The following is a 22,557-nucleotide window of genomic DNA, read 5'->3' as shown; positions in this document are numbered from 1 at the left end:
GGTGCCGCCCGGCACTGTCAGCCGGCTCTCACCTGCGGGTTGACCATATGCAACGGGGTGCCGCCAAGCAGTGCCAGCTCCAGATTACGCACCGCCAGCTCGGCCATGGCCCGGCGCGTCTCGTGGGTGGCCGAACCTATGTGCGGCACGGCAACCACATTGTCCAATGCGAACAGCGGCGACTCGGTCAGCGGCTCGCGCTCGAACACATCCAGCCCCGCGCCCCGAATCTGGCCACTGCGTAGCGCCTCGACCAGCGCCGCCTCGTCGACCACCGGGCCGCGGGCGATATTCACCAGGATCGCACTGGACTTCATCCGCTCCAGCTCGCGCTGGCCGATCAGCTTGCGGGTCTGCTCACTGAGCGGCACCACCACGCAGAGAAAGTCCGCCTCGGCCAATAGCCCATCGAGTTCGCGGAACTCGGCATCCAATTCCTGTTCCAGTGCCGGCTTGCGGCTGTTGGCGGTGTACAGCACCCGCATGCCGAAACCGAGCCGCCCACGCCGGGCGATCGCCGCGCCGATATTGCCCAGCCCGAGAATGCCCAGGGTCTTGCCGTGCACATCGCAACCGAAATACTTCGAGCCAAGCCCGGCACGCCAGTTGCCGGCACGCAACCAGTTGTCCAGCTCGACGATGCGCCGCGCCGTGGCCAGCATCAGGGTGAAGGCCAGGTCGGCAGTGGTTTCGGTCAGCACATCGGGGGTATTGGTCAGCAGGATGCTACGCTCATTCAGATAATCGAGGTCGTAGTTGTCATAGCCCACCGAGATGGTCGAGATCACCTCAAGCTCGCTGACATTCTCCAACTCCCGGCGGCCAAGCTGACGGCCCGCGCCGATCACCCCATGCACCGGAACCGAGGTCAGCACGCTCTGCAGATCCTGCCCTGACTCGAACTGGACGACATTGAAATGTTCGGCCAGGCGCTCCACCAGATCCGGCGCCAGGCGATTCAGAACCACTACATTCTTTTTCATTGGCATACTATCTACCCTGCGTTCGAAAGCCTGAAGCACGCGAGTATACCCCTCCGTGATTCACACTTCGCCGCGAATATATTGCTCCAGTTGCTGGATCAGCTGTTCCTGCTCAGCAATGGTTTCCTTGACCAGGTCACCGATCGATACCAGGCCCACCAGTTGATCATTATCGACCACCGGCAGGTGACGCAGGTGGCGGGCAGTGATCAGTGACAGGCACTCCTGCACGCTCTGCTGCGGTGTCACGGTAATCACCGGACTGCTCATGATTTCACGTACCATGGTGCCAACCGAGGCTCGCCCTCTCAGTACACACTTGCGCGCGTAGTCACGCTCGCTGATGACACCGACGACCTTGCCATTCTCGGTCACCGGCAGTGCACCGATATTGTTATCGGCCATCACCTGCAGCGCCTTCAACACAGTACTTTCCGCATCGATGGTATGTACCTGCTGGATCTTCTTGGTCTGGATAACCTGTGCCACGGTTTTCATCTGATGCTCCTTTTATGTGCTGATCCGTATATCACCCACTGCCGACACTCAAGCGGCCCAAACATATCATTACTACTGTAGGTGGCGTACTGCAGCTGTTCAACTGGCAGATAGAGATCGTCCGCCACCGACAGTTGAGCCAGGCGCTGGCGCAGCAGCCGGACGTCGATACTGCGCCGATACAACCCCAGGGTGATATGCGGCACGTAAGCCGCCTGGCGGACCTCGCTACACTGTCTGCCCAGCACCTCGCGCCAGTTCTGCAGCTGCCCCTGCGGATCGCCCACCGACAGGATGGCGGCACTGGCAAAACTGTCCGGCGGGCCGATCTGCAGGGTGCACGGCGGCAGGCTCAGTTGCTCCAGATCGAGCAGTTGCTGCCGCAATTGCCCGGCAGTGAAGTCATCATCGTGAATCCGGCGATCCTGCTCGAAACCACAGACGAACAGTGTGATATGCGGTTGGCGGCGGGTCGGGTGCAGCAGGTCCGCCAATTGCCTTGTCATATGCTCGATATGCGCCAGCACCCGTGGACAGTTGATGGGGATCATCCAGATGGCATAGCGGTCGCGACCACGGTGCCATTCGGGATAATCGCGCAGCTGCGTGGCCGTGGTCTCGGCAAAGGGCAGATCGGGATCAGACAGTAACATCGAGCGGCAACATGAGGACACACACGTGAACAGGGTGCGTCGAGTATGCCGCGATCAACGCCAATGCTCCAGCGCATGGCGGCTCCGTGCCATGACCGCGCTTGTGTTTGCCCTGCCGTCGGCATACCATTCGCCGCGTTATTCATGCAGGTGTGCCTGACCAGCAGGCATGAAACGGAAAGCCGGTGCGTTCCCCATCGATACAGAGAACAATCCCGGCACTGCCCCCGCAACGGTAATCGACCCCGATCACGGATCGGCGTTCGCTCAATAACCACTGTGCCATGGCATGGGAAGGTGAGCGGATGGGCGTCGAGAGTCCGGAGACCGGCCCGCATGCAATCTCGACTGGTGTTGCGGAGGGCATCACCGTCAAGTGCCGTGCTGGTCCGTCTGCCCATCCGCCCCGTGCGCACTTGCTTACCTGCCCTCCTCGAAAGTCACTCCGACCTTTTGAGGATTCATGATGAAACTGTCCCGTCTTGCCCTGAGCATCGCCCTGGCCCCGAGCCTGGCGCTGGCCGCCCAGCCTGCGTCCCATGAACAGGCACTGAAGTTGTCCGATACCCTGATTACTGCCAACCGCGCTGTCGAGCAGCGCAGTGACAGCAGCGCCGCCAGCACGGTGTTTACCCGTGCCGATATCGAGCGTCTGCGCCCGGCCAGCGTGCCAGCGCTGCTGACCCAGGTGCCGGGCGTGCAGGTTTCAAACTATGGTGGCCGGGGCGCGCTGTTTGGTCTGAATGTACGCGGTACCAGCACCGCCCAGACCCTGGTGCTGATCGACGGTGTGCGTGCCGGCTCGGCCACCGCCGGCAGTGCCGCCCTGCAATTTCTCAGCGTCGATCAGATCGAACGCATCGAAGTGCTGCGTGGCTCGCGTTCGGCGATCCACGGCGCCGACGCCATGGGTGGGGTAATCCAGATTTTCACCCGCCGTGGCGATGGTGAAGGTCTGCGCCCCTATGTGCGCATCGCCGGCGGTAGCGACAGCACCTGGGAGCGTAACCTGGGCCTGTCCGGCGGCAACGAACGCACGCGCTTCAATCTGTCCGCCGGGCTGGAAGAAACCGCCGGTATCGACCGCACCCACACCTCCTTTGCCAGCGACGCTGACCATGATGCCTACCGCAACCGTTCCCTCGCACTGAGTCTGAGCCACAGCTTCAACGATACTTTAGAGGGTGGGTTCACCATACTAGATCAGCGCGGCAAAACGGAAACCGACAACCCCTTTGGTCGCGAAGATCCACCCGGGTCGTGGATCTATAATCCGACCAAGCCTTATGACGAATACAGCATCAGCACCAGCACCCTGTGGCTGGACGGCCGCATCAATGAGATGTGGCACAGTCGTATCGAACTGGGCCATAGCGAAGACAAACAGGAAAACTTCGACAAGCTGTTCCCCGGCAGCAGTGTGAACAATACCTACCGTGACTCGGCCAACTGGCTCAATACCCTGGCACTGGGCAACGGACACAGCCTGCGTCTGGGCCTCGACTATCTGAATGACAAGGTGCGCAGCAGCAACGATTTTGCCGTCAGCAACCGCGACAACAAGGCCGCTTTTATTCAGCACAGTTTTCAGGGCGAACGCTTTGGCACCGAGCTGGGCATGCGTCACGATGACAACCAGCAGTTCGGCAGCGAAAACACCTTCAATGGTGCACTGAGCTACCAGCTAGACTCGGCCAACCAACTGATCCTGTCCTATTCGGAAGGTTTTCGCGTACCTACTTTCGCCGACCTCTATTGGCCGCTGTATGATGGCTACCAAGGCAACCCGGACCTGAAGCCGGAAAAGTCTCGTAGCTATGAATTGCAATGGCGCAGCCAACTGGCACCGAGTACCCGACTGGAGGCCTCGCTGTATCGAACCGATTTCCGCGACCTGATTACTACCGTAACGACTAATGACTTTCCTTGGGAAGGCACTACGGCAAACGTCAACCGCGCCCGGGTCAACGGTTTCGAGGCCACTCTTCAACAGGAGTTGTTCGGTTGGCATAGTGATCTCGGTATCAGCGTGATTGATCCCCGTGATCGTGGCACCGGCCGCACACTGCCCAACCGCGCCAGACGCACTCTGAATCTGAATCTTGATCGTCAGTTTGGTGATATCGGTCTGGGGGCGACCTTTACCGCAGTCAGCAGCAGCTATGCCAACGCCGCAAACACCTCCGAGCTGCCCGGCTACGGCGTTCTGGATCTGCGCGCCAGCTGGCAGGCCAGCAGTGAACTGGCTTTCGATGTGAAGCTGGCCAACGTTTTGGACAAGGACTACAGTCGTCTGGTGTACAGCTACAGCCAAGACTGGCAGGAGTACGGGTACCGCGAAACGCCCTTCACCGCCATGCTTGGCGTAACCTGGACCCCCAACCTCTGAATGGAATGAGCAAACACCTCCGTCATCAGCCACCAGCTGAACCCAACCTCCCTACCCCGGTTCGTGCCGGGGCGCGGGGTCGGCTGCGCTGGGGGGTGTCTTGCCTGACTGTAGCCTTGCTGCTCGGCGGTCCTGCAGCATCAACCGCGGCCGCCGAACCACCGCAACGCATCGTCTCCCTCGACCTGTGCATGGACTGGGCACTGGCCCAGCATGCCGATCCGGCCCGCGTGGCCGCCCTTTCCCCCTTGCATCTGCGCTATCCGATCCACTGGATCGACGATCACTGGCCGTCCCACGACGGCTCGCTGGAACAGGTGGTAGGCCTGCAACCCGACCTGGTACTGACCGGCCAGTACAGCGCCCTGATGCTGCGCGAACGCCTGCGCAGCCTGGGCCACAGGGTCGAGGTGCTGCCCCTGCCCAGCACCCTGGCGCAGGTGGAATCCTACGAGCGACGCCTGCTCGAATTGATGGGACGTGACCCGCAGCTGGCCCAGCCAGCGCCGGTACCCCGTACGCCACAACCCGACGCCAAGCGCCTGCTGCTGCTCGGCTCCAATGCCATCGGCACCGGCCGCGATACCTTCGAGCACCAGATCATCGAACAGGCCGGCTGGCGCAACTACCTGACCGATTCGGGGCATGTGCAGCTTGATCTGGAACGCATCGCCAGCGATCCTCCGGATGCCATCCTGTTTGCCGCGCCCGAGCACCAGGCCCTGGCCAACCGCTTTGCCGAGCATCCGGTGCTGCGTCGCAGTATCCCGGAAGGCGGCTGGCTGAGTACCGACTACTGGCGCTGGCAATGTCCCGGCCCCTGGACCTGGGATCTGATAAGGCAACTCAACCAATGGCTAGACTGATAACCCCCGCCCTGCTGGTCCTGCTGCTGGCCACGACCCTGGCCTCGCTGGCAGTCGGCTCGACCTCGGTGGCGGTACTGCCCGGCCTGCTCGACTTTCTCGGCGGCCAGAGCAGCCTGGACGCCATCGTCATCGGCGAAATCCGCCTGCCTCGTACGCTGATCGCCCTGGCCGTCGGTGCGGCGTTGGGGCTGAGCGGGGCTGCGTTGCAGGGCCTGCTGCGCAACCCGCTGGCCGAGCCCAGCCTGACCGGAGCCAGCCAGGGCGCGGCGTTGGGGGCGGCCAGTGTGTTCTATTTCGGCCTGTTCCCCAGTCTCGGTGCCGCAGCACCGGGCGTGGCCGGGCTGATCGGCGCGGCCATCGCGCTGATGCTGATGCTGGCCCTGGCCGGCTCGGCCCGCTCGCATATGGTGATCATGGCCGGCCTGGCCATCTCCACCCTGTGCGGCGCGGCGCTGGCCACCGTGCTGAATTTCGCACCCAACCCCTATGCCATGCAGGAGCTGGTGTTCTGGTTGCTCGGCTCGGTCGCCGAGCGCGGCCTGGAGCATCTGTGGCTGCTGCTACCGGCACTGCTGCTGGGCAGCGCGCTGATCCTCAGTCAGCGCCGCCTGCTCAGCGGCCTGAGCCTGGGCGACCAGGTGGCGCGCAGCATGGGCCTGAATTATCGCAATGGCAGCATCATGATCGTACTGGGCGCGGCCATACTGGTCGGCAGCTCGGTGGCGGTGGCCGGCAGCATCGGCTTCGTCGGCCTGCTGGTGCCGCACCTGCTGCGCCCGCTGGTCCGCCACCGCCCGGAGCGGCTGCTGATCCCGGCGGCGCTGGCCGGTGCCATGCTGGTCTGCCTGGCGGATATCGGCGTGCGCCTGCTGCCGCCGGGGCGTGAACTCAAGCTCGGCGTGCTGACCTCGCTGCTCGGCGCGCCGCTGTTCATCTGGCTGGTGTGGAAGGAGCGCAAACGGTGGATCTGATCGACATCCATGAGTTGAACGTCGGCCAGCGTCTGGTGAATGTCAGCCTGAATCTGGCTCCCGGTGAAATGCTCGGCGTCATCGGTGCCAATGGCGCCGGCAAGTCCACCCTGCTGCACTGCCTGGCCGGCATCCAGGCGTATCAGGGCAGCATCCGCCTGGCCGGCAGCGCACTGGCCGCCATCCCCGAGCGGCAACGGGCGCAGCAGCTCGGCTTCCTGCCGCAGAGCAGCCAGAGTGCCTGGGCCCTGTCGGTGCGCGATGTGATTGCGCTCGGCCGGCTGCCCTGGGGCGATAGCGATGCCAAGGCCATTGCCCAGGCGGCCGCGGCGGCCCAGGTCGAGGACTGGCTGGAGCGCCAGGTGGACCAGCTCTCGGGTGGCCAGCAGGCCCGCGTCTGGCTGGCCCGGGTACTGGCCGGCCAACCCCGAGTACTGCTGGCCGACGAGCCGGTCGCCAGCCTCGATCTGTACCAGCAGCAGAATGTGCTGCGCCTGCTGCGCCGCTATGCCCAGAGCGGACGTGGCGTGATGCTGTCGATCCACGATCTGTCGCTGGCGGCACGTTATTGCGACCGCCTGTGCCTGCTGCACCAGGGCCGCGTGATTGCCGTCGGCCCACCGAAGGATGTACTGACCAAGGAGCACCTGCAAGAAGCCTTTCATATCGACGTGCATATCGACCTGGAGAACCATCCGCCGATCATAGTGCCCAAGTAGCCGAACCGCAGAGGTCCCTTGCCGTCCGTTAGAGGCGGGCACCGGAACCTGTGGCGGGCAACCAGATGAACATGAAGGTAATCAATGCACCACACGATCAAGGCATTCATCCTGCTGCTGTGCCTGACAGCCCTATCCGCCTGCAGCACCCCTTTCAAACCCGGCGCCGGCGGCCAATGGGTGGGGCACACGGAAGCAGGACAGGCGTCGTACTACGCAGACAAATTCCAGAATAGAAAAACCGCCAGCGGCGAGCTCTATAAAGCCGGCCGGAATACCGCAGCACACCGCACGCTACCCTTCGGCTCGAAGGTAAGGGTGACCAACGTGCGCAATGGTAAAAGCGTGGTGGTGCGCATCAACGACCGTGGCCCCTTTGTGCGCGGCCGGGTTATCGATCTGTCCCGTTCTTCCTTCGCCAGTATCGGTGACACCTCCGCCGGCTTGCTGAAGGTACGTATCGAAGTTGTCAGATAATCCCATCATCCCGAGGTAAGTGTCATGGCCTTCAAGTTCGGCAAGAATTTTGACGAAATGTGCTATCCCTTCATGTACGAAAGCGCATCGCTGTGCGACTTCGAGGTCATCACCGATGAGCTGTGCGGCCATATCGGCGCCATCATTTCCCATATGCCGGATGATATGCCGGACATCACCGCCGACCTGGAACACATCCAGCCGCTGGCCTTCCACATCAACGGCTCGATCCGCGGCCGGCTGGCCGTCAGCGAAGAGGATCAGGCCTGGCTGCAAGCGCGCCTGAACCACTACAAGGAAGAAGTCGCCGACCGCTTGGGCGGCTTCGTCCTCCCCCGCGGCACCCCACCGATCCCGCAACTGCACCTGGCCCGCTCCGCCTGCAAGAAAGCCATCCGCGTGATGGTCAAGGTCGATCAGGAAGGCAAGGAAGTACCCATGCTGCTGCCACGCATGTGCAACATGCTGTGCAACTTCTTCTTTGTACTGACACTGGTGATCAACCAGCGGCGTGGGGTGAAGGAGCCAGAGTTTGTCAGTCGGAGTTATGGGAAGTAGCTAGACGTACCTTCAGTACGGTATTGAGGCGCGAGACCTTTATCATTCCCTCGACGTGACCCTCGGCACGGGACGCGCGAGCATGCCGGCAAAACAATAACAATGTTCAGGAGTAACGCATGTCCACCTTCGAGCGCCGTTATTTTGCTGTGGCCGTCGTACTGGGGCTGATCTACCTTGCTCTGATACCGTTCAAACCCTACCCACTGAGCTGGCTGCTCAAACCCATCCCCATGCTGATCTTCGCCCTGCTCGCCTGGCGCGCCTGGCCTGGCATCACCGGCGTCCTGCTGGGCGTGGGATTTATCGGCGCCGCAGCTGGCGACTTCTTCCTCGACTACGGCGATCGCGACGGCCTGTTCATCCAGGCGCTGTGCTCCTTTCTGGTCAACCAACTCGCCTTCGTCGCCGCCTTCGCCCTCATGGCCAAAGGCAAACCCTGGCTACGCTGGCGCATGCTCCCCGTCACCCTCTACAGCCTGCTGCTCGCCGTATGGCTGGTGCCCGCCGCCGGTGCCTATCAGGTGCCCGTCGCCATCTATCTGCTGTGCCTGTATGCCATGGCCTTCATGGCCTGCCGGGTGGAAGACAAACCGGGGCTGCTGTGGCTGGGCGCGATGCTGTTTGTGATCGCGGATTCGCTGATTGGAGTGAACAAGTTTGCGATGCCGTTTGCGTATGCGGTACCGGTGATTGTGACGATTTACTTTGCGGGGCAGGCGTTGATTGCGTTAGGGGTGGTGAGGTTGAAGAGCCAGAATGCCCCGTCATGAGCTTAGGCTGAATGCAGTAGGTCGATAGACTGCTTTCGGCCAAAAGCGGACGCTGAAGATGCGCTTCCCTGGTATTCGCGGGCACTGGTGCCGAACGTACAACTGTAAGGTTTGTGGCCAGACTCGACGACGCGAAGGTAACTGAGAAACGGTTCTTGGCCGACGAGGCTATTCAGTACATTGCTGCATGACACAGAAGGCATCCACATGACGTCAGATGCCTATCTATGCATCAGTGTCGATGGAAGGGCAAAATGGTAGCGCTGCCGTCAGTCGTAACAGGGGATGCATCGCGGGCAACGCTGGCCTTCAGTTTTGTCAGAGACAACACAACACCACTTTGAGACAGGTAACCTTCAGGGAGGCCTGTCAGACGCTCGATATCAAATGCAGCCAAGCCGATGTAACTCGGGACTGATTCGATAGGCATAACACCAGACGAAGCGAGAAGTTCGATGGTTCTCTTGAGAAGCCGAGGTTGCTCAGGAACGCGAGCCTCGTCACCTGGTTCAGACTTCACTCCCCAACGTGCAGAGCGGCGCTTGAAGAGGAGAGACTTTTCTTCCTGGTCGATGATTCCCAAAGCATGAAGGCGCATCATGATGGCAGCGACCGAGACTCCCCAGCGCTGTTTGAGCAGCAGCAAGCTATCCAAGGTGACAGGTGTTTTCACCTCAGCAGCAAATGTCTCAGCAGGCAGTAGGAAAGCCCCAGCAAAGCGATGCGCCTGATCTTCCATCTGCTTGTAACGAACTGGATCGGTGGAGCGCTCTATGCCCTTATGGAGTACCAAGTGGCCGAGCTCATGAGCCAGGTCGAACCGGCTGCGGAATCCATTTGCCTTATCTGCAGATAGCAAAACTATCGGCCTCTTCAACGCTTCACTCCACGCTGATAGCCCTTCTATAGGCGCGATACCTGTCTCTTCGCGGACGACGATTACCCCTGCTCCCTCAACAGCTAGTGCAAGATCAGGGATCGCTCGCCTACCTAGGCCCCACAAATCTCGGCATTCACAAGCGGCCTCTTCGATATCCGAAGCGCTGATCTGTTCAGGCGACTCGAAACTTCGTACTGGCAGGCTGAGCTCAGGGAAGTCAACGAACTCTTCCAAGGCAATTGAGATGTCTTGGGCCCACTCCAGCCGCGCCTCCAACATCTGCCGAGCAGCGACATGCGCCGAAGCATTGCTTCGGAATAGGGGAAGAGATGACTTGGCCGGAAGGGGGCGGGTAAACCACTCGGGGCTTACGTTGATAACGGCAGCAAGGCGCTCAAGCGCGTCAGCTTCCGGATCCTGATGTCCCCCGCGCCATTTGCTAACAGTCGCTGGCGAAACGCCAATCATCGCAGCGAGCTGAACTTGAGGAAGACGACGGGCCGCAAGAGCTTGACTCAGGCGGCCCGGTTGGAACCCATTGACTCCTCGACTCATGATTGATTTTTCCGCGTTTCCGCTGCGACGGCTGGCTTGAGCTTGGGTTGAGCCATGTCTGGTTGAACAGTGCTCTCGCCCTCAAAGTAGCGAGAGCAGAAGCTGTCAAGCGGCTCTTGGAAAATCCAGGACTTCATGTTCTTATCAGGCACGGCAATGTAGATCGTTTGTGGGGCTTCGGGTTCAAACGACATAGAGCCACTAAACGATGCCACAAAGAAAACGGTCGCCTCAGTAATCGGCATCGGCGAGAAAAGGCCAGGCTGAACCAGCTGTTCAATGGCTTGATTTGCTTGGGCAAGTTGACGGCGCATTGCGCTACGACGACCGTTGTTCCAAGTGCGAGCGGATACATTGAAACGGCTCAATGTCAGCATGCCGGAACGCCCGATAACGAGGCTGTTACCCTTGATCGGGGTAGGGTTCGCTCCGCCAGCGATCAGTGCATCATTGAACGTCTCGTTCATATGGAAGCTGCGCATTTGGCCAACTGCATGTTTGACATGGCCAGTGTGCATGCCTTTGGCTGCTGACAAAGCCCGAGCAGCACCCACGTTCAAGCCTTCCTCAATGCCCAACAGGAGATCACGAGGGAGGTTTTGCATGATCAGTTCAGCAATGGCCTTACGACTAGACTGCGGCATAGTACGCACTCAATATAGTTTCGTTAAACGCGATTTTACATCAAAATAATTTCGTGTAAAGGGTCTCGTCTTTGAGTTTTGGCTGGCGATTGCTTCTTGAATTGCTCGTAAGTCAGGAGTCAAGCAATTTGCTTGGGCGCTCGCCCATTCGCTGCAGGCACAGCGGTTCGCTTCACTATTCACGGGTAGGGCAACGTCAGCGCAGGTCGTAGCCCTGGCCTATACGACTGGCGCCCGATGGGAAGAGCGCAAGCATCATAGATTACCCGCTAAGTAATCTTGGAGGTTGACTTGATTTCCCTCTCCGCCCTCGGTCGATAGCAGGCTGTACCGGCGTGCGCTCGGCCAATATCAGCCACACGGGATGTGTCTACAACTCCTGACCTGCCCCCAGTTTTAGTACCGTTTCCTAGTTAGTAGGCCCTGGGGTTGATGTTAGTTTTTCATGTCGGGGTTGCTGTTGGCTTGCCCTCCAATGCGCAGCGAATTCTGCCGGGGTGTGATTCCCGATAGCGCTGTGCGGTCGGTGTTCGTTGTAGTCCCTTCGCCAGGCCGCGATGCGGATTCTGGCCTCGGCCAGTGAGCAGAACCAGTGCTCATTCAGGCATTCATCCCGAAACTTGCCATTGAATGATTCGATGAACGCATTCTGTGTCGGCTTGCCAGGCTGAATCAGCTTCAGCTTGATGCCGCGCTGATAGGCCCATTGATCAAGAGCCTTGCCGGTGAATTCGGGGCCCTGGTCGGTGCGGATTGCCTTGGGGTAACCGCGGAATCGGGCCATTTCATCTAATGCGCGAGTAACACGGAAGCCGCTGATGCCGTGATCCACAAGGATACCCACCACCTCCTTGGTGAAATCATCGACCACCGTCAGACATTTGATCCTACGTCCCGTACTGAGTGCATCGAAGACGAAGTCCATCGACCATACCTGATTCGGCGCGCTCGGCAGACTCAGCCGCTCGCGCTCTACGGCGACACCGTGGCGGCGCCTCCGGCGCTTCACCATCAACCCGGCAGCCCGGTACAGGCGATAGATCCGTTTATGGTTGACCTGCATGCCAGCCCGCCGCAGCAGGATATGCAGGCGCCGATAGCCAAAGCGCCGACGCTCCTGTGCCAGCTCCACAAGTTGGGATTGCAGCCTGGTGTTTTGCTCGCTGGAACGGGGTTGATAGCACAGCACCGAGCGAGACAGCCCGATCAGCTGACAGGCACGGCGCTCGGAGATACCGGTTCTGGCCTGCATCTCCTGCACCGCCTCCCGCCGTGCTGTCGGGCTTACCCTTTTCCCCGGGCGACCACCTTAAGTGCCTCGATATCCAGATGGGCTTCGGCTAGCAGCTTCTTTAGCCGGCTGTTCTCCAGCTCGAGATCCTTGAGCCGCTTGGCGTCCGGCACGGTCATGCCACCGAACTTGGCACGCCAGGTGTAGAAGGATGCATCACTGAAGCCATGCCGCCGGCACAGCTCCTTCACCGGCACGCCGGCCTCTGCCTGCTTAAGAAAGTCGAGAATCTGTTCTTCTGTAAAACGCTTTTTCACTACCGTCTCCTGCTCGGAAAACGGACTCTACTAAGTTCGGCGTGGTACTGAAATCGGGGGGCAGGTCACTCCTAGGGCAATTCAGTTGCTGTAGCGAGAAGCAGCCTTCCAAGCGGGAGCTTGGTTACGTAAACTCGCTTAGCTCTGAGCCGCCGTACTCGCAGTGTTCCCTGCTCGATCATGAGTCCGGAATCTTCGGCAGGTTTCAGTTTTCGGTGCTCCTTGCTTTTAGCTCGGCCCAGCACTCAATCGATGGATGTCAGAGGTGCTGATGAATATCACCCGAAGCATGAACACGTATGACATTGAGGATCTGTACCCCTTGTGTCATACCGACCAGCAATTGAGGTTACCCGTGTCTATGAGCTACGGAGGACTTCTAGGAGTCGATGCCTCTCTCGCTCAGCTTGTGATTACATGGGCAAAAACCCAAGAAAAAAGCACACTGCATCTGTACTCTGACACCGCAGGCGCACTCGAGCATGTATCGCAACTTGCCAGAACAGCAGCAGGTCTAGCGGCGCTCGTGATGAGCTCTCACATTGAGTCAGAAACTCATGATCCGATTGGGCGACGTGCTGCGCTGGGCGAAATTAGACCGCTGATTGATGCAATGTTTGAGGGTGATCTAAAGCACACCTCAAGTGGCAAAGGGGCACGCCCCAGAATGATCAATCTCTTCTGTATCAACTATGCGCAAAGGGAATACATCAAACCATTCTACCACTGGGAGCAAGAGCCCAAAGTGCATGAATGGCCGACCTTTTCTACCTTAATCGAAGACTTGTCCTTATTAATGCATACCAGGCATGAGCGCGATGCCCTGATGCGAAGAGGACTCCCCGCCCTAGGAACGGTTCTTGAGGAACTACTTGCAAACGCCGACGAACACGCATCAATCGACCTAGAGGGCAACAAATACAAAAAGGGTTTGCGTGGTATGACGGTCAAGGCGAGCCGCATCAACAAAACGGACATATCGGATTATGCCCATACGGAGCCTGAATTCGCTCGTTTTGTCATCAAACATATGGTCAAGAATATCGATGCTCTGGACTTCTTGGAGATTTCCATCATCGATAGCGGACCGGGCCTCGCCCGGCGCTGGCTCTCGATCAAAGAGGGCAAACCGCTTGAAACCTTGGAAAGGTTGTCACTTGAGGATGAGCTTCAAGCCACTCTCGACTGCTTTAAAAAACATGTAACAACCAAGCCGTCGAAGGAATCGGGTATGGGTTTACACAACGCCGTTCAGGCTTTCAACAAACTCCAGGCCTATGTACGCCTGCGCACTGGCAGACTCTGCCTCTCCCAGACATTCCAAGGACACGCTGGCGAGGTGGATTACCACCCCAAAGAATGGAGTGGGGATGGTAAGCTTGCCACAGCCGAAGGGACTGTTTTCACCATCTGCATCCCGGTGAACTGACATGTCTGATCTTTACGATTTCGAGGTATGCCTCACACCAGCTCCCGGAGCAGAGCCCGCACAGGTGGTAGTCTTTTTCACAGGGCCTGAGTCGATAACCTCCATCCAAGTGACAGACGCTCTGCAGAAGCGTTTGCCTGGCTACATTCTGCCTGATCACCTCATTTTTCTCGTACCGCAATGCTTTGAAGATCAGACTCAGAAGCAGTACCAAAACAAAGCTTCCCCGTTGTCGAGTGCTTTGCAGCGTCGTGACGCGGGTTCCTCACTGAGCTATGGCTTTGTGTATTACGATAGCCACGGCAGCATTACCAAGTATCGACACATCTCTGGGGCGAAAAAAAAAGGCCTTTTAAAGCTGTTGCAAAACGGTACCTCGGCAATCGTCACTGCAGGTATGGAGAAGTTGGTTAGAGGTACGTCGGTGTTGACCAAAGCTCCAGCGGGTTTCTTGTTTTCAAAGCCCTCCTCCCGTTCCGCGAACTATTTTATCCGTGCTGAGAACCTCCTTTCAGAAACCCTGCATGCACACTTTATTGCATTTGCAGCCCTGAGGATGCTCAAGCAAGCCGCAACCAACACGTTGGGGGAGCCTGACACTGTCTATCTCGATACAATGGCATTCTTACCTGTTGCCCTGTCGATGCAGCTTTACCAGTTGCGATTTGGGAAGCCAACAATCCAGACCATCAGATCCTTCCACTCCCATGATGGTTTGAAAGATGGGCCATTGCCTGGCGGTAGTACGGCCCTCTGCTTGATATCCGCATCGACAAGCTGCGGGTTGGCTGATCAGTGGATCCGTATCAACAGGGCACCACCCTCTCGCGTAGCCACGGTTCTGTCTTTCCTGGATAAGTCTGAAAATTGCACCATTTTGCATACACTGGAACGCCCCCAAGACTTCGAAGCACCTGCTGAGTCGGAAACCGCGGATTTCAGACAGACTATCCGCATTCATGGCGAGCGTTTCATCGCAGAGCACACGGAGACCAGGTTGTTGAATATCAGCATGGATCATCTCCCGGATGGCCTTCAGACGAAGTTTGACTCCTTCATAGGCAAGGGACTCTTCAGCTGTGTTAAACCCATCGTAGAGCGTGAAAGACCCCGCACTGTGCATGTCGAGAAGGACAAACTGGTCGAAACCAAGGGTTTCACAGACTGGTTCACAAAGTGCCTTGACCAAGAGTCGCCTGCCTCTACAAAGCTAGTCATCTATGACAATGACTCGGCAAGCGAGAAGCTCGCGACTGAGGCCTTCAATTACCTGACTGAACGAGGGCTGAGCTGCACGAAAGTCAGAGAAGACAGTTTCAACCAAGATAAAGAGCTTCATGGCTCGGTCATCGTGGTTGCCGCCGCAGCAGAGCGTGGAACCGTGCTGCAGAGAATCAGCAGAAGACTTCGTAGCGCACAAAAAACGGGCACCCGCCTGTACATCGTAGGAGCACTTTTCGGTCGAACCTATGAGCAGATGAAAGACCTAATCTCCAATCTGACGCAGCCACCAAAAGGTGAACGCCGATACGTTTTTAAAGCCTACATGGAGATTCCTGCCGGCAGTGCTGTGTGTAGCAATCATTGGACAAGGGAAAAGGATTTGCTGATGAAGCTGGATGCCTTTGGTGATGACTGTTCAGCACTGATCAAAGATCGTGCCGCTCAGCTTGCCGACGAGAAAGGCTCCGGCCTGTCTGTTCAAGCTTTTTGGCCCAGCAGTTTTACCCAAAAAGAGATGAAACTCACCGATGGCTTCGCCTTCGTAAACGGTAAGGAAGATGTTAAAAAAGCGTCGACCGTAGACATTTTTCTGACCATCCTCTGGATTTTGCAGAACGCGCGGGAGGGCGCGAAAATCAAGGATGCGAAGCGGTTGGAGTCTGGTGAGTTGCAGCAGGTGCTACTGACACCGGACGTATTTTCGCGATACGACGACGGGATCATCCAGGCAGCATTTCTGAGAGCTGCGCTGCCCACAGAGCTGGATTACAGCGCCCACGAAACGTACAGCGCTGCGATGGCAGATATCATCTTGCGCGTGGCTATGGGTTATTCACACGAGCGCGGTGAAGCGGCGATGGAGTTCATCATTGCCTTGGCCATCGAGAAAATCCGACTGCACAAGGAGGTAGACAAGAAACTGAGAGCCTCCCTGAATGCAGCATTGGAAACTCAGATCGCAGATTTGGCGCGGCTTCTGGGTGGTGAACCCGCTCCATTCTAAATCACCTGCGAGCAGCCAAGTTAATCGCCCCAGGACTCCCTAGAGGCCTCTTAAGACGGCCACCAGGAGATGCCATTTCAGCAGGAAGGCTGGACCGCAAGCCAGAACAGCCGCAATGGGGCGAAAGCGACAAGGTATGAGTGGCTGCTTCTGGCCGAAAGCCGCCAGTTGCAAACTCACATTCCCCGAACTACTCCCAACCAGCCCGCCCAACTTGCGAAAGCATCTGCCGCTCACAAACTCACCACCCCACGACATCCCGGATACCCCGAACACCCCCAAAAAGCATTCCCCGCATTCGCACCTCGCTTGGCGACACGTTTAACCATAGGTGCATTGCACTTGGGACAGCTTGGCTCATGGGACTGCTGACCTGCTGCCATAACAGGTTCAGCCTGAACGACAGCATCCCGATGCTGCGCTATCCACCGTCTTAGCACGGCGCCATCGACCAACTGGATATTGCGCCCGGATGCGAAGGCTTCGGCCTCTTTGGTGAATTGGCCGGAGGTGACGACAAAGCCGCCGGCAGCTCCTTCTACCGCCATGGCTCCGAAGAACTCGCGGATAACCGCGACACCCACCTTTAGCGAGCGCCAGTGTTTGCACTGCACCAGGTATTTCTCCCGATCCTTGCGCAGGATCAGATCGATACCACCGTCGGGGCCGTTGCCGCCTGTTTCGGTGATGCTGTAGCCCTGGCGGCGAAAGGCTTCGCCGACCAATTGTTCAAACTGGCGCCAGCTGAGGCCGTCGATGGCTTTGCCGGGTTGGGTGGCGGCTTGCACGTCTGCTACGAGTTTCTTGCGGCGGCTGCGGGAGGCGATTGAGCCGATGGCGGCCAATACACAGGCGAAGGGAATCAGAAACTGGCCACCGAAGGCGAGCGTGCGGAGAATCTGGCCTACGAGTATGCCGCTCAGATCGCTGGGGCTGACGACCCGGGGAGTTTCAGTGAGACTGCTGGCTATCGGGTGAAGGATCAGCCAGGCGATCAAGCCGATGATCAGGCACACCCACCAGGGCAATCGGGCCAGAATGGTGATGAAATCTTCGAAGGCTGAAGTACGTTTACGGCGGCCCATCCCTAAGCTCCCTTGCCACAACATCAAAGTGCCACGACCGACATTACCTCTTTTCGGAGAGATCAGCAAAACCTTGCATGGCCCGGTCGCTCAATTGGTAGCCCCCGGCGAACACTCAGCCCATAATGCCCACACTTTCCCGTTACGCGAGCCCGGCCGTTGCCTCGGACATGGCTGGCCGCATCTTCCCGGGCCAGCCTTGCGGATTGCCGGAGGTCGGACAGAAAATCAGATTGGAGAAACGCCCATGATCCGCGAACAGGATCGCGTATATCTGAAACGGTGCATGGAGCTGGCAGCCGAGGCTGTGGCGGGCGTTGCGTATTGGTGAGGTAATCACCGATACCCCGGTGGCGGGGCCGGACGAGGAACCGTCCGCACAGGTGCATCAGTTGCATATCCAGTTTCATAAAGAACATTAAGGAGGAGTATCAGTATGCGTATTTGTGGTATCGAGTTGACCGGCAGCGATGCCGTAGTGTGCCTGCTGCACAAGGATCAGGAACTGTTCAGCCTGCCGGACAGCCGTATTCGCAAGCTGTCACTGAAGAAGGATCATACCCGCGCCGATCTGCAGCGGTTTCAGAAGGATCTCGTACAGTTCCTGCGAGATTACAAAGTGCAGCGGGTGGTCATCAAGGAGCGTTTGCAGAAGGGCAAGTTCGCCGGCGGTGCGATCAGCTTCAAGCTGGAGGCGGCGATTCAGTTGATGGCTGAACCGGCTATCGAGGTCTGCCTGATCTCCGCGACGCAGAGCAAGGCCATTCTGGCTGACAATCCGCTGCCCATCCCCTTTGCCGATACCGACCTGAAGCAGTTTCAGGAGGCGGCTTTTACCGCCGCCTATGTAGGGCATTATCTGTAGCGATCGGAATAAGGGCGCTACTCCGCCTGTATGGTTTTTCTACCGGGACATGCCCGCCCTTGGGATCGCTAGCGCTCACATATTGAACTGGACCGGCAGAGTCAGGGCGAGGGTCTCCCCACGCATCTCGGCCGGCAGCGGCGGCAGCGGATCGGCCCGGCGGATGGTGGCCAGGGCCTCGCGGTCGAACAGATTCACACCACTGCCCTGTTTCAGGTTGACCGACAACACCTGCCCTTGCCGGTCGATGACAATGCTCACCAGGCTCACGCCCTTGCGCCTTGTCTCGCGGGGTGAGCGCTTGTGGCGCTCCAGATGCGCATGCAGGATCTGTTGCCATTGCTGCTGCGCATCGATGACCTGCTGCTGACTGAATGCGCCCTGCATGGGTGCCGTCACCTGATCGCTGACCTGAGCCACATTCATGCTCGGCGGCGCCGTGGTTTCCGGTGCGGAGACCTCGCTGTACTCCTCCGGCGGCTGCTCCGGCTCCGGTTCGACCTCCGGCTCAGGCTCAGGCCTGGGTCGTTCCGCCACCACCGGCTTGTGTATCGGTACTTCGGCTGGGCGCTCCACCCTGGGCAACTCGGGCAGTTTCTGCTCGACCACGTCGGGTGGCGTTACCGGCGCCTTCACCGACTCGACCTGCTCCGGCCCCGGCGGCATCTCCTTCGCGGCATCCTCCGGCGCAGCCATGAACATGGCCATTTCAACCACGAAGGGTGCGGCGGCAGGTATGTCCGGCGGCGGTGGACTTGCAGGATGCCACAGATAGAATGCCGCCACCGCAGCATGCAGGGACAGTGCAAACAACCCGGCCAGCGACCAATACAGCGGCCCGCGCCTGCTCGCCATTCCCCCCGGCCCTGCCAGAGGTGTCACAGCGCATCACCCGCTGGCCGCTCCAGCCCCACCAGGGCGACCTTCAGGTAACCAGCGCTACCCAGCACGTTCATGACCTCCATCAGTTCTCCATAGGGCACCGTCTGGTCGGCCCGCAGGAAGATGCGCTGCTCCTCATCGGGCGCCAGCTGGCGCATGTGGTCTGCCAGACTGTCACGCTCCACCCGCAAGTCATCACCGAGGGTGAGGGACAGGTCGGTCTGTATCGTCAGGTACAGCGGCTCGTCCGGAGCCGGTTGCGGTGTCGCCGAGGAGGCCGGCAGGTCCACTGGCACGCTGACCGTGGCCAGTGGCGCGGCGACCATGAAGATGATCAGCAGCACCAGCATCACGTCGATGAACGGGGTAACGTTGATCTCGTGATTGTCCGGTAGATCGGCGGCGCTGGTGTCCTGCATGCGAAACGCCATCAGCCGGCACTCCGCGCCATGGGCACCACGGTATGTCGATCGTCCCCCAGGCTTCTACCACCGGGGCGCTTGCGGTCCAGATCACGGCTGACCAGGATCAGCAACGCCGTGGCGATATCCCCCAGGACCGCACGATACACACCGATGGAGCGGGCGAAGTGGTTGTAGATCACCACCGCCGGGATTGCCGCAACCAGACCGAAGGCAGTGGCCAGCAGCGCCTCGGCGATACCCGGCGCCACCACCGCCAGGTTGGTGGTCTGCGAGTGGGCAATACCGATAAAGGCATTCATGATGCCCCACACCGTGCCGAACAGACCGACGAAGGGGGATACCGCGCCAATGGTGGCGAGCACCCCGGTACCCCGGCTCATGTGCGAGCCAGCCGATACCTGCACCCGATCCAGGCGCGCCGCCACCCGCTCCTTGATGCCGTCATCGGATGCCGGACCCTGCGCCGACAGCTGCAACTCATGGGCGGTCGCCCCCAGCAGGTCCAGGCCGACCCCGCGCTGCTCCGCACAATACTGGCGCGCATCGGCAAAGTTCTCCGCATTCACCAGTATCTGCAGGATGCTGCGTGCGCGGTGGCGCGCCACATGCAGTTGCAGCACCTTGAAGATCCAGATCGCCCAGGTCAGCACCGACGCCAGCAGCAGGCCGATCATCACCGATTTGACCACCCAGTCGGCGGCCAGATACATGCCCCAGGGCGACAGGTCGTGCGCCAGCATGGCAGTCTCGGCGCTCGGCTCCCCGTCGGTAGCCAGAGCCTCCTCCCCACTGGTCAACTGCGCTGCTGCAGCTTCATCCAGTACGGCCTGCTCACCCTCGACCAGAGCGGTGGGCACCTCGATGGTTGCCGGCATCTCGGCCTGTACACTGCCGCTATCCTGGGCGAACACCGGCAGCGCCAGCACGGCCAGCAACAGGCCAAGGGCGCATGTTTGAACTTTCATCTCAGCTTACCTCTTCGATTCAGCTACACCTGGGCACTGTCGGCCGGTGCAACCGGTTGCCCTCAAGAGCGGGATACGCCCAGTTCGGGGCGGGTACACAACCACAGCAACACCGCACACATGGTCGACGGCACCAGCCACTGCACCCACAGAGCAGTGGCTGTAATGCACACCAGCGGCATGCTTATCAGCATGCTGATCGCTGCCAGCCATTTGGCTCGGCGCGGAATCGCCCGATGCCGATACCAGTTGTCGATCGGCGGGCCGAAACGCGGATGGGCCAGCAACCAGGCATTCAACGCCGGCCAGCCCTTGCCCGAGGCCCAGGCGGCCAGCAGCATGAACACCGTGGTCGGCATGCCCGGCAGCACCACTCCGATCAATCCCAGGGCAACGAACACCAGCGCCAGCAAACGCCAGCCCAGCACCCGCATCAGACCGCGTCCGCAGCTCGCTCAGCGGCCATCAGCGACTCGACCGAGGCACGCACGAAGGCGAATGCCTGGCGGGCACCGACCAGTGCCTGCTCCCGCTGTGCGGCGGTCAGCTCGATGGCATCCAGCTCCTCCTTGAAACGCCGCCAGTGCAGGCCGCGTCCCTCGGCATGACCTGCCAGATGGCGAGCGCCATGGGTTTCCGACAGCCCCAGCTGGTCGCGGGCATGCTTGAGCAGGAAGGCTGCGCCCAGGGTCGATCCCTCATGGGTATACAGCCAGCCCAGCGCCGCTTCACCCGGCTCGATCCACACCGTGGCGGCCGCACTGCGGTCCTCGGCCAGTTGCTCCTCGGTCACGTCGAAATCAGCACAGTCCAGCAGGATCGCATCCAACCGATTGCGCTCCCCCAACCCCGGCAGGCGCTGCTGCAGTTCGGCATTCTGGTACAGCGGCGAGGTCACCAGATGCAGGCGCAGTTGCATGCGCAGAAAGCAGACAAACCGCTCCCGGCTGGAGAAAGGCGCCAGCGCCATGATCCGCTGGTCAAGGCTCTCATGCAGTGCGGTGGTGCCGTTCTTGAGGTGAAGGGAAAGCGGTTCTGCAATGCTGTCTACTACCGAGGTCATGTCGACTCCTGGCTGATCCGAGCCATCCGGGTGATAGGCGGAACTGGCTGATGGGGATGAATTGGCTGATGCGTCCGGGCGGAATGCATCACTCTCTATGTATATGACGGATGAGCGACATGAATCCGGTAATCGAAATGATAATTCCTCTTAAAATAATTCATGAACTGCGAGAAAGACCGCTTTTGTCACCCCGTCACCCCCCGCACTCCTATCATCCTTCGCCCCACCTCGTAATCCTTTGCCCCCACCTCGTCATCCTTCGCGCAGGCGAAGGATGACGAGGTAGAGACTCCTACTCCAGGTCCGCCAGCTCCACCACCCCCGCCAGATACTTCAGTTGCAACCGCGCCAACCGCGCCTGATGCCGGGCATCGGCGAGGTCGCGGCGGGCGCTGTAGAGTTGGTGTTGGGCGTCGAGCACGTCGAGGTTGACCCGTTCGCCGCCCAATACGCTTTGCCGTGTGGCCTCGACCAGGGTATCGACCGACTGCACCGCCATTTCATAGGCGCGGGTGCGGGTGGCGCTGGTCTGGTACAGGTTGTACTGGCGGCGCAACTCGTTGAGCAAGCTACTGGTCTGCGCATCCAGTTCGTGACTGGCCTGCTCCAGCCGGTAACTGGCCTGGCGCGACAGCCCGCTGACGCCGCCCCCGGCAAACAGCGGCACAGTCAGCTGGATGCCGATACTGTCGGTGTCATAGGTCTGGTTGAAGCTGGTTTCCGAATCGGACTTGGTCTTGCGAGTGCTGGCGTACAGGCTGAGCTTGGGCAAGTACCCCTGTCGGTGCGGCTGGTGGCATGGCTGCGCAGATGGTCGATGACCAGGTGGTTGGCCACGGTGTACAGGTAGGCCAGCGGCTTTTCCACGCTCTCTTTCTGCTGCAGCAGGGTGAACAATCGGGCAAAGCTCTCGTGGGTCAGGTCGGCACTGAGCTCCGGATCGTTGGTTTTCAGCAGGATGTAGCGGTTGATCTTGCTGGCGTAGGCCCGGTAATACTGATGTGCCTGGTCGATTGCCGTGCTCTCCCTTGGCCGGACGAAGATAGCGAACAGATGATATTGTTTATCATTTGCAAGGGTGTGGCAAGGCGCCACA

At 59.5% G+C, this 22,557-nt stretch carries 23 protein-coding genes, 1 pseudogene and 1 riboswitch; of the genes and pseudogenes, 10 read left to right on the top strand and 14 right to left on the bottom strand.

Going from position 1 to position 22,557, the window contains the following annotated elements:
• Positions 1-17: 17 nt before the first annotated feature.
• From H6X51_RS07360 to H6X51_RS07350, 3 genes are read right to left on the bottom strand one after another with little or no spacing between them, the layout of a single operon-like run.
• On the bottom strand, positions 18-983 hold the full coding sequence (locus H6X51_RS07360; protein ID WP_185266889.1) for a 2-hydroxyacid dehydrogenase: 966 nt from the start codon (positions 981-983) through the stop codon (positions 18-20).
• 60 nt (positions 984-1,043) lie between these two features.
• A complete protein-coding gene (locus H6X51_RS07355) occupies positions 1,044-1,481 on the bottom strand; it encodes a CBS domain-containing protein (protein ID WP_185266888.1) in 438 nt (145 codons plus the stop codon).
• Positions 1,478-2,134 (bottom strand): 2'-5' RNA ligase family protein, encoded by a 657-nt coding sequence (locus H6X51_RS07350; protein ID WP_185266887.1) that lies wholly within the window; start codon positions 2,132-2,134, stop codon positions 1,478-1,480. The genes H6X51_RS07355 and H6X51_RS07350 overlap by 4 nt, the downstream gene beginning before the upstream one ends.
• Positions 2,135-2,265: 131 nt before the next feature.
• A riboswitch (cobalamin riboswitch) is annotated at positions 2,266-2,484 on the top strand.
• 116 nt (positions 2,485-2,600) lie between these two features.
• Between H6X51_RS07350 and H6X51_RS07345 the strand changes: the two genes are divergently transcribed.
• The 7 genes from H6X51_RS07345 to H6X51_RS07315 all read left to right on the top strand — a co-directional run bounded on the left by H6X51_RS07345 (position 2,601) and on the right by H6X51_RS07315 (position 8,890).
• Positions 2,601-4,523 (top strand): TonB-dependent receptor domain-containing protein, encoded by a 1,923-nt coding sequence (locus tag H6X51_RS07345; protein WP_185266885.1) that lies wholly within the window; start codon positions 2,601-2,603, stop codon positions 4,521-4,523.
• 5 nt (positions 4,524-4,528) lie between these two features.
• On the top strand, positions 4,529-5,389 hold the full coding sequence (locus H6X51_RS07340) for an ABC transporter substrate-binding protein (RefSeq protein WP_235991268.1): 861 nt from the start codon (positions 4,529-4,531) through the stop codon (positions 5,387-5,389).
• Positions 5,377-6,363, top strand: a complete 987-nt coding sequence (locus H6X51_RS07335; RefSeq protein ID WP_185266883.1) for a FecCD family ABC transporter permease — start codon at positions 5,377-5,379, stop codon at positions 6,361-6,363. Before H6X51_RS07340 ends, H6X51_RS07335 begins: the two co-directional genes overlap by 13 nt.
• Positions 6,354-7,082, top strand: a complete 729-nt coding sequence (locus H6X51_RS07330; protein ID WP_185266881.1) for an ABC transporter ATP-binding protein — start codon at positions 6,354-6,356, stop codon at positions 7,080-7,082. The genes H6X51_RS07335 and H6X51_RS07330 overlap by 10 nt, the downstream gene beginning before the upstream one ends.
• Positions 7,083-7,166: 84 nt before the next feature.
• A complete protein-coding gene (locus tag H6X51_RS07325; RefSeq protein WP_185266879.1) occupies positions 7,167-7,559 on the top strand; it encodes a septal ring lytic transglycosylase RlpA family protein in 393 nt (130 codons plus the stop codon).
• 24 nt (positions 7,560-7,583) lie between these two features.
• Positions 7,584-8,117 (top strand): ATP:cob(I)alamin adenosyltransferase, encoded by a 534-nt coding sequence (locus H6X51_RS07320; protein WP_185266877.1) that lies wholly within the window; start codon positions 7,584-7,586, stop codon positions 8,115-8,117.
• 119 nt (positions 8,118-8,236) lie between these two features.
• On the top strand, positions 8,237-8,890 hold the full coding sequence (locus H6X51_RS07315) for a lysoplasmalogenase (protein ID WP_185266875.1): 654 nt from the start codon (positions 8,237-8,239) through the stop codon (positions 8,888-8,890).
• A 232-nt stretch (positions 8,891-9,122) separates the two neighbouring features.
• Here H6X51_RS07315 and H6X51_RS07310 read toward each other — a convergent pair whose 3' ends face one another.
• The 3 genes from H6X51_RS07310 to H6X51_RS07300 all read right to left on the bottom strand — a co-directional run bounded on the left by H6X51_RS07310 (position 9,123) and on the right by H6X51_RS07300 (position 12,517).
• A complete protein-coding gene (locus H6X51_RS07310; RefSeq protein ID WP_185266874.1) occupies positions 9,123-10,325 on the bottom strand; it encodes an XRE family transcriptional regulator in 1,203 nt (400 codons plus the stop codon).
• On the bottom strand, positions 10,322-10,969 hold the full coding sequence (locus H6X51_RS07305) for a hypothetical protein (protein ID WP_185266872.1): 648 nt from the start codon (positions 10,967-10,969) through the stop codon (positions 10,322-10,324). The genes H6X51_RS07310 and H6X51_RS07305 overlap by 4 nt, the downstream gene beginning before the upstream one ends.
• 409 nt (positions 10,970-11,378) lie before the next feature.
• A protein-coding gene (locus tag H6X51_RS07300) for an IS3 family transposase (protein WP_185266870.1) occupies positions 11,379-12,517 on the bottom strand; the annotation gives its coding sequence in 2 pieces (ribosomal slippage) (positions 11,379-12,268 and positions 12,268-12,517; 1,140 coding nt in all).
• A 271-nt stretch (positions 12,518-12,788) separates the two neighbouring features.
• On the opposite strand from H6X51_RS07300, the gene H6X51_RS07295 reads away from it, so the two are divergent.
• The gene (locus tag H6X51_RS07295) at positions 12,789-13,946 is read left to right on the top strand and encodes an ATP-binding protein (RefSeq protein ID WP_185266971.1); all 1,158 of its coding nucleotides are present in this window, start codon (positions 12,789-12,791) and stop codon (positions 13,944-13,946) included.
• Position 13,947: 1 nt separating this feature from the next.
• Entirely contained in the window at positions 13,948-16,173 is a 2,226-nt protein-coding gene (locus H6X51_RS07290) for a hypothetical protein (RefSeq protein WP_185266868.1), read from the top strand.
• Between the two features lie 233 nt (positions 16,174-16,406).
• Here H6X51_RS07290 and H6X51_RS07285 read toward each other — a convergent pair whose 3' ends face one another.
• Positions 16,407-17,258 carry a restriction endonuclease gene (locus tag H6X51_RS07285; RefSeq protein WP_185266866.1) on the bottom strand — a complete coding sequence of 284 codons (852 nt, stop codon included), beginning with the start codon at positions 17,256-17,258 and terminating at the stop codon, positions 16,407-16,409.
• 436 nt (positions 17,259-17,694) lie between these two features.
• On the opposite strand from H6X51_RS07285, the gene H6X51_RS07280 reads away from it, so the two are divergent.
• The gene (locus H6X51_RS07280; RefSeq protein WP_185266865.1) at positions 17,695-18,123 is read left to right on the top strand and encodes a DUF3010 family protein; all 429 of its coding nucleotides are present in this window, start codon (positions 17,695-17,697) and stop codon (positions 18,121-18,123) included.
• 75 nt (positions 18,124-18,198) lie between these two features.
• Here H6X51_RS07280 and H6X51_RS07275 read toward each other — a convergent pair whose 3' ends face one another.
• The 7 genes and pseudogenes from H6X51_RS07275 to H6X51_RS20415 all read right to left on the bottom strand — a co-directional run bounded on the left by H6X51_RS07275 (position 18,199) and on the right by H6X51_RS20415 (position 22,556).
• Positions 18,199-18,978: an energy transducer TonB family protein gene (locus H6X51_RS07275; protein WP_185266863.1), complete on the bottom strand. Its 780-nt coding sequence runs from the start codon at positions 18,976-18,978 to the stop codon at positions 18,199-18,201.
• Positions 18,979-19,001: 23 nt separating this feature from the next.
• A complete protein-coding gene (locus tag H6X51_RS07270) occupies positions 19,002-19,355 on the bottom strand; it encodes a biopolymer transporter ExbD (protein ID WP_407925954.1) in 354 nt (117 codons plus the stop codon).
• Between the two features lie 80 nt (positions 19,356-19,435).
• Complete coding sequence (gene exbB, locus H6X51_RS07265; protein ID WP_221627266.1) at positions 19,436-20,395, bottom strand: tonB-system energizer ExbB; 960 nt, start codon at positions 20,393-20,395, stop codon at positions 19,436-19,438.
• 62 nt (positions 20,396-20,457) lie between these two features.
• Positions 20,458-20,829 (bottom strand): YbaN family protein, encoded by a 372-nt coding sequence (locus H6X51_RS07260; RefSeq protein ID WP_185266861.1) that lies wholly within the window; start codon positions 20,827-20,829, stop codon positions 20,458-20,460.
• Positions 20,829-21,458, bottom strand: coding sequence for a biliverdin-producing heme oxygenase (locus H6X51_RS07255; RefSeq protein WP_185266860.1), 630 nt, complete (start codon positions 21,456-21,458; stop codon positions 20,829-20,831). Before H6X51_RS07255 ends, H6X51_RS07260 begins: the two co-directional genes overlap by 1 nt.
• A gap of 295 nt (positions 21,459-21,753) precedes the next feature.
• A pseudogene (locus tag H6X51_RS07250) lies at positions 21,754-22,245 on the bottom strand (TolC family protein); the annotation flags it as partial.
• Positions 22,131-22,556 (bottom strand): RNA polymerase sigma factor, encoded by a 426-nt coding sequence (locus H6X51_RS20415; RefSeq protein ID WP_221627264.1) that lies wholly within the window; start codon positions 22,554-22,556, stop codon positions 22,131-22,133. The pseudogene H6X51_RS07250 and the gene H6X51_RS20415, both read right to left, overlap by 115 nt.
• Position 22,557: the final 1 nt, after the last annotated feature.

It is taken from the genome of Halopseudomonas xiamenensis, assembly GCF_014219065.1.
GTDB lineage: Bacteria > Pseudomonadota > Gammaproteobacteria > Pseudomonadales > Pseudomonadaceae > Halopseudomonas > Halopseudomonas xiamenensis.
This window is presented reverse-complemented; position numbering and strand designations above follow the sequence as displayed.

Excerpts from the sequence above, each read along its gene's own strand:
- H6X51_RS07360 (WP_185266889.1), bottom strand. The coding sequence starts at position 983 with ATGAAAAAGAATGTAGTGGTTCTGAATCGCCTGGCGCCGGATCTGGTG.
- H6X51_RS07355 (WP_185266888.1), bottom strand. The coding sequence starts at position 1,481 with ATGAAAACCGTGGCACAGGTTATCCAGACCAAGAAGATCCAGCAGGTA.
- H6X51_RS07350 (WP_185266887.1), bottom strand. The coding sequence starts at position 2,134 with ATGTTACTGTCTGATCCCGATCTGCCCTTTGCCGAGACCACGGCCACG.
- H6X51_RS07345 (WP_185266885.1), top strand. The coding sequence starts at position 2,601 with ATGAAACTGTCCCGTCTTGCCCTGAGCATCGCCCTGGCCCCGAGCCTG.
- H6X51_RS07340 (WP_235991268.1), top strand. The coding sequence starts at position 4,529 with ATGAGCAAACACCTCCGTCATCAGCCACCAGCTGAACCCAACCTCCCT.
- H6X51_RS07335 (WP_185266883.1), top strand. The coding sequence starts at position 5,377 with ATGGCTAGACTGATAACCCCCGCCCTGCTGGTCCTGCTGCTGGCCACG.
- H6X51_RS07325 (WP_185266879.1), top strand. The coding sequence starts at position 7,167 with ATGCACCACACGATCAAGGCATTCATCCTGCTGCTGTGCCTGACAGCC.
- H6X51_RS07320 (WP_185266877.1), top strand. The coding sequence starts at position 7,584 with ATGGCCTTCAAGTTCGGCAAGAATTTTGACGAAATGTGCTATCCCTTC.
- H6X51_RS07315 (WP_185266875.1), top strand. The coding sequence starts at position 8,237 with ATGTCCACCTTCGAGCGCCGTTATTTTGCTGTGGCCGTCGTACTGGGG.
- H6X51_RS07310 (WP_185266874.1), bottom strand. The coding sequence starts at position 10,325 with ATGAGTCGAGGAGTCAATGGGTTCCAACCGGGCCGCCTGAGTCAAGCT.
- H6X51_RS07305 (WP_185266872.1), bottom strand. The coding sequence starts at position 10,969 with ATGCCGCAGTCTAGTCGTAAGGCCATTGCTGAACTGATCATGCAAAAC.
- H6X51_RS07295 (WP_185266971.1), top strand. The coding sequence starts at position 12,789 with ATGAATATCACCCGAAGCATGAACACGTATGACATTGAGGATCTGTAC.
- H6X51_RS07290 (WP_185266868.1), top strand. The coding sequence starts at position 13,948 with ATGTCTGATCTTTACGATTTCGAGGTATGCCTCACACCAGCTCCCGGA.
- H6X51_RS07285 (WP_185266866.1), bottom strand. The coding sequence starts at position 17,258 with ATGGGCCGCCGTAAACGTACTTCAGCCTTCGAAGATTTCATCACCATT.
- H6X51_RS07280 (WP_185266865.1), top strand. The coding sequence starts at position 17,695 with ATGCGTATTTGTGGTATCGAGTTGACCGGCAGCGATGCCGTAGTGTGC.
- H6X51_RS07275 (WP_185266863.1), bottom strand. The coding sequence starts at position 18,978 with ATGGCGAGCAGGCGCGGGCCGCTGTATTGGTCGCTGGCCGGGTTGTTT.
- H6X51_RS07270 (WP_407925954.1), bottom strand. The coding sequence starts at position 19,355 with ATGCTGGTGCTGCTGATCATCTTCATGGTCGCCGCGCCACTGGCCACG.
- exbB (WP_221627266.1), bottom strand. The coding sequence starts at position 20,395 with ATGAAAGTTCAAACATGCGCCCTTGGCCTGTTGCTGGCCGTGCTGGCG.
- H6X51_RS07260 (WP_185266861.1), bottom strand. The coding sequence starts at position 20,829 with ATGCGGGTGCTGGGCTGGCGTTTGCTGGCGCTGGTGTTCGTTGCCCTG.
- H6X51_RS07255 (WP_185266860.1), bottom strand. The coding sequence starts at position 21,458 with ATGACCTCGGTAGTAGACAGCATTGCAGAACCGCTTTCCCTTCACCTC.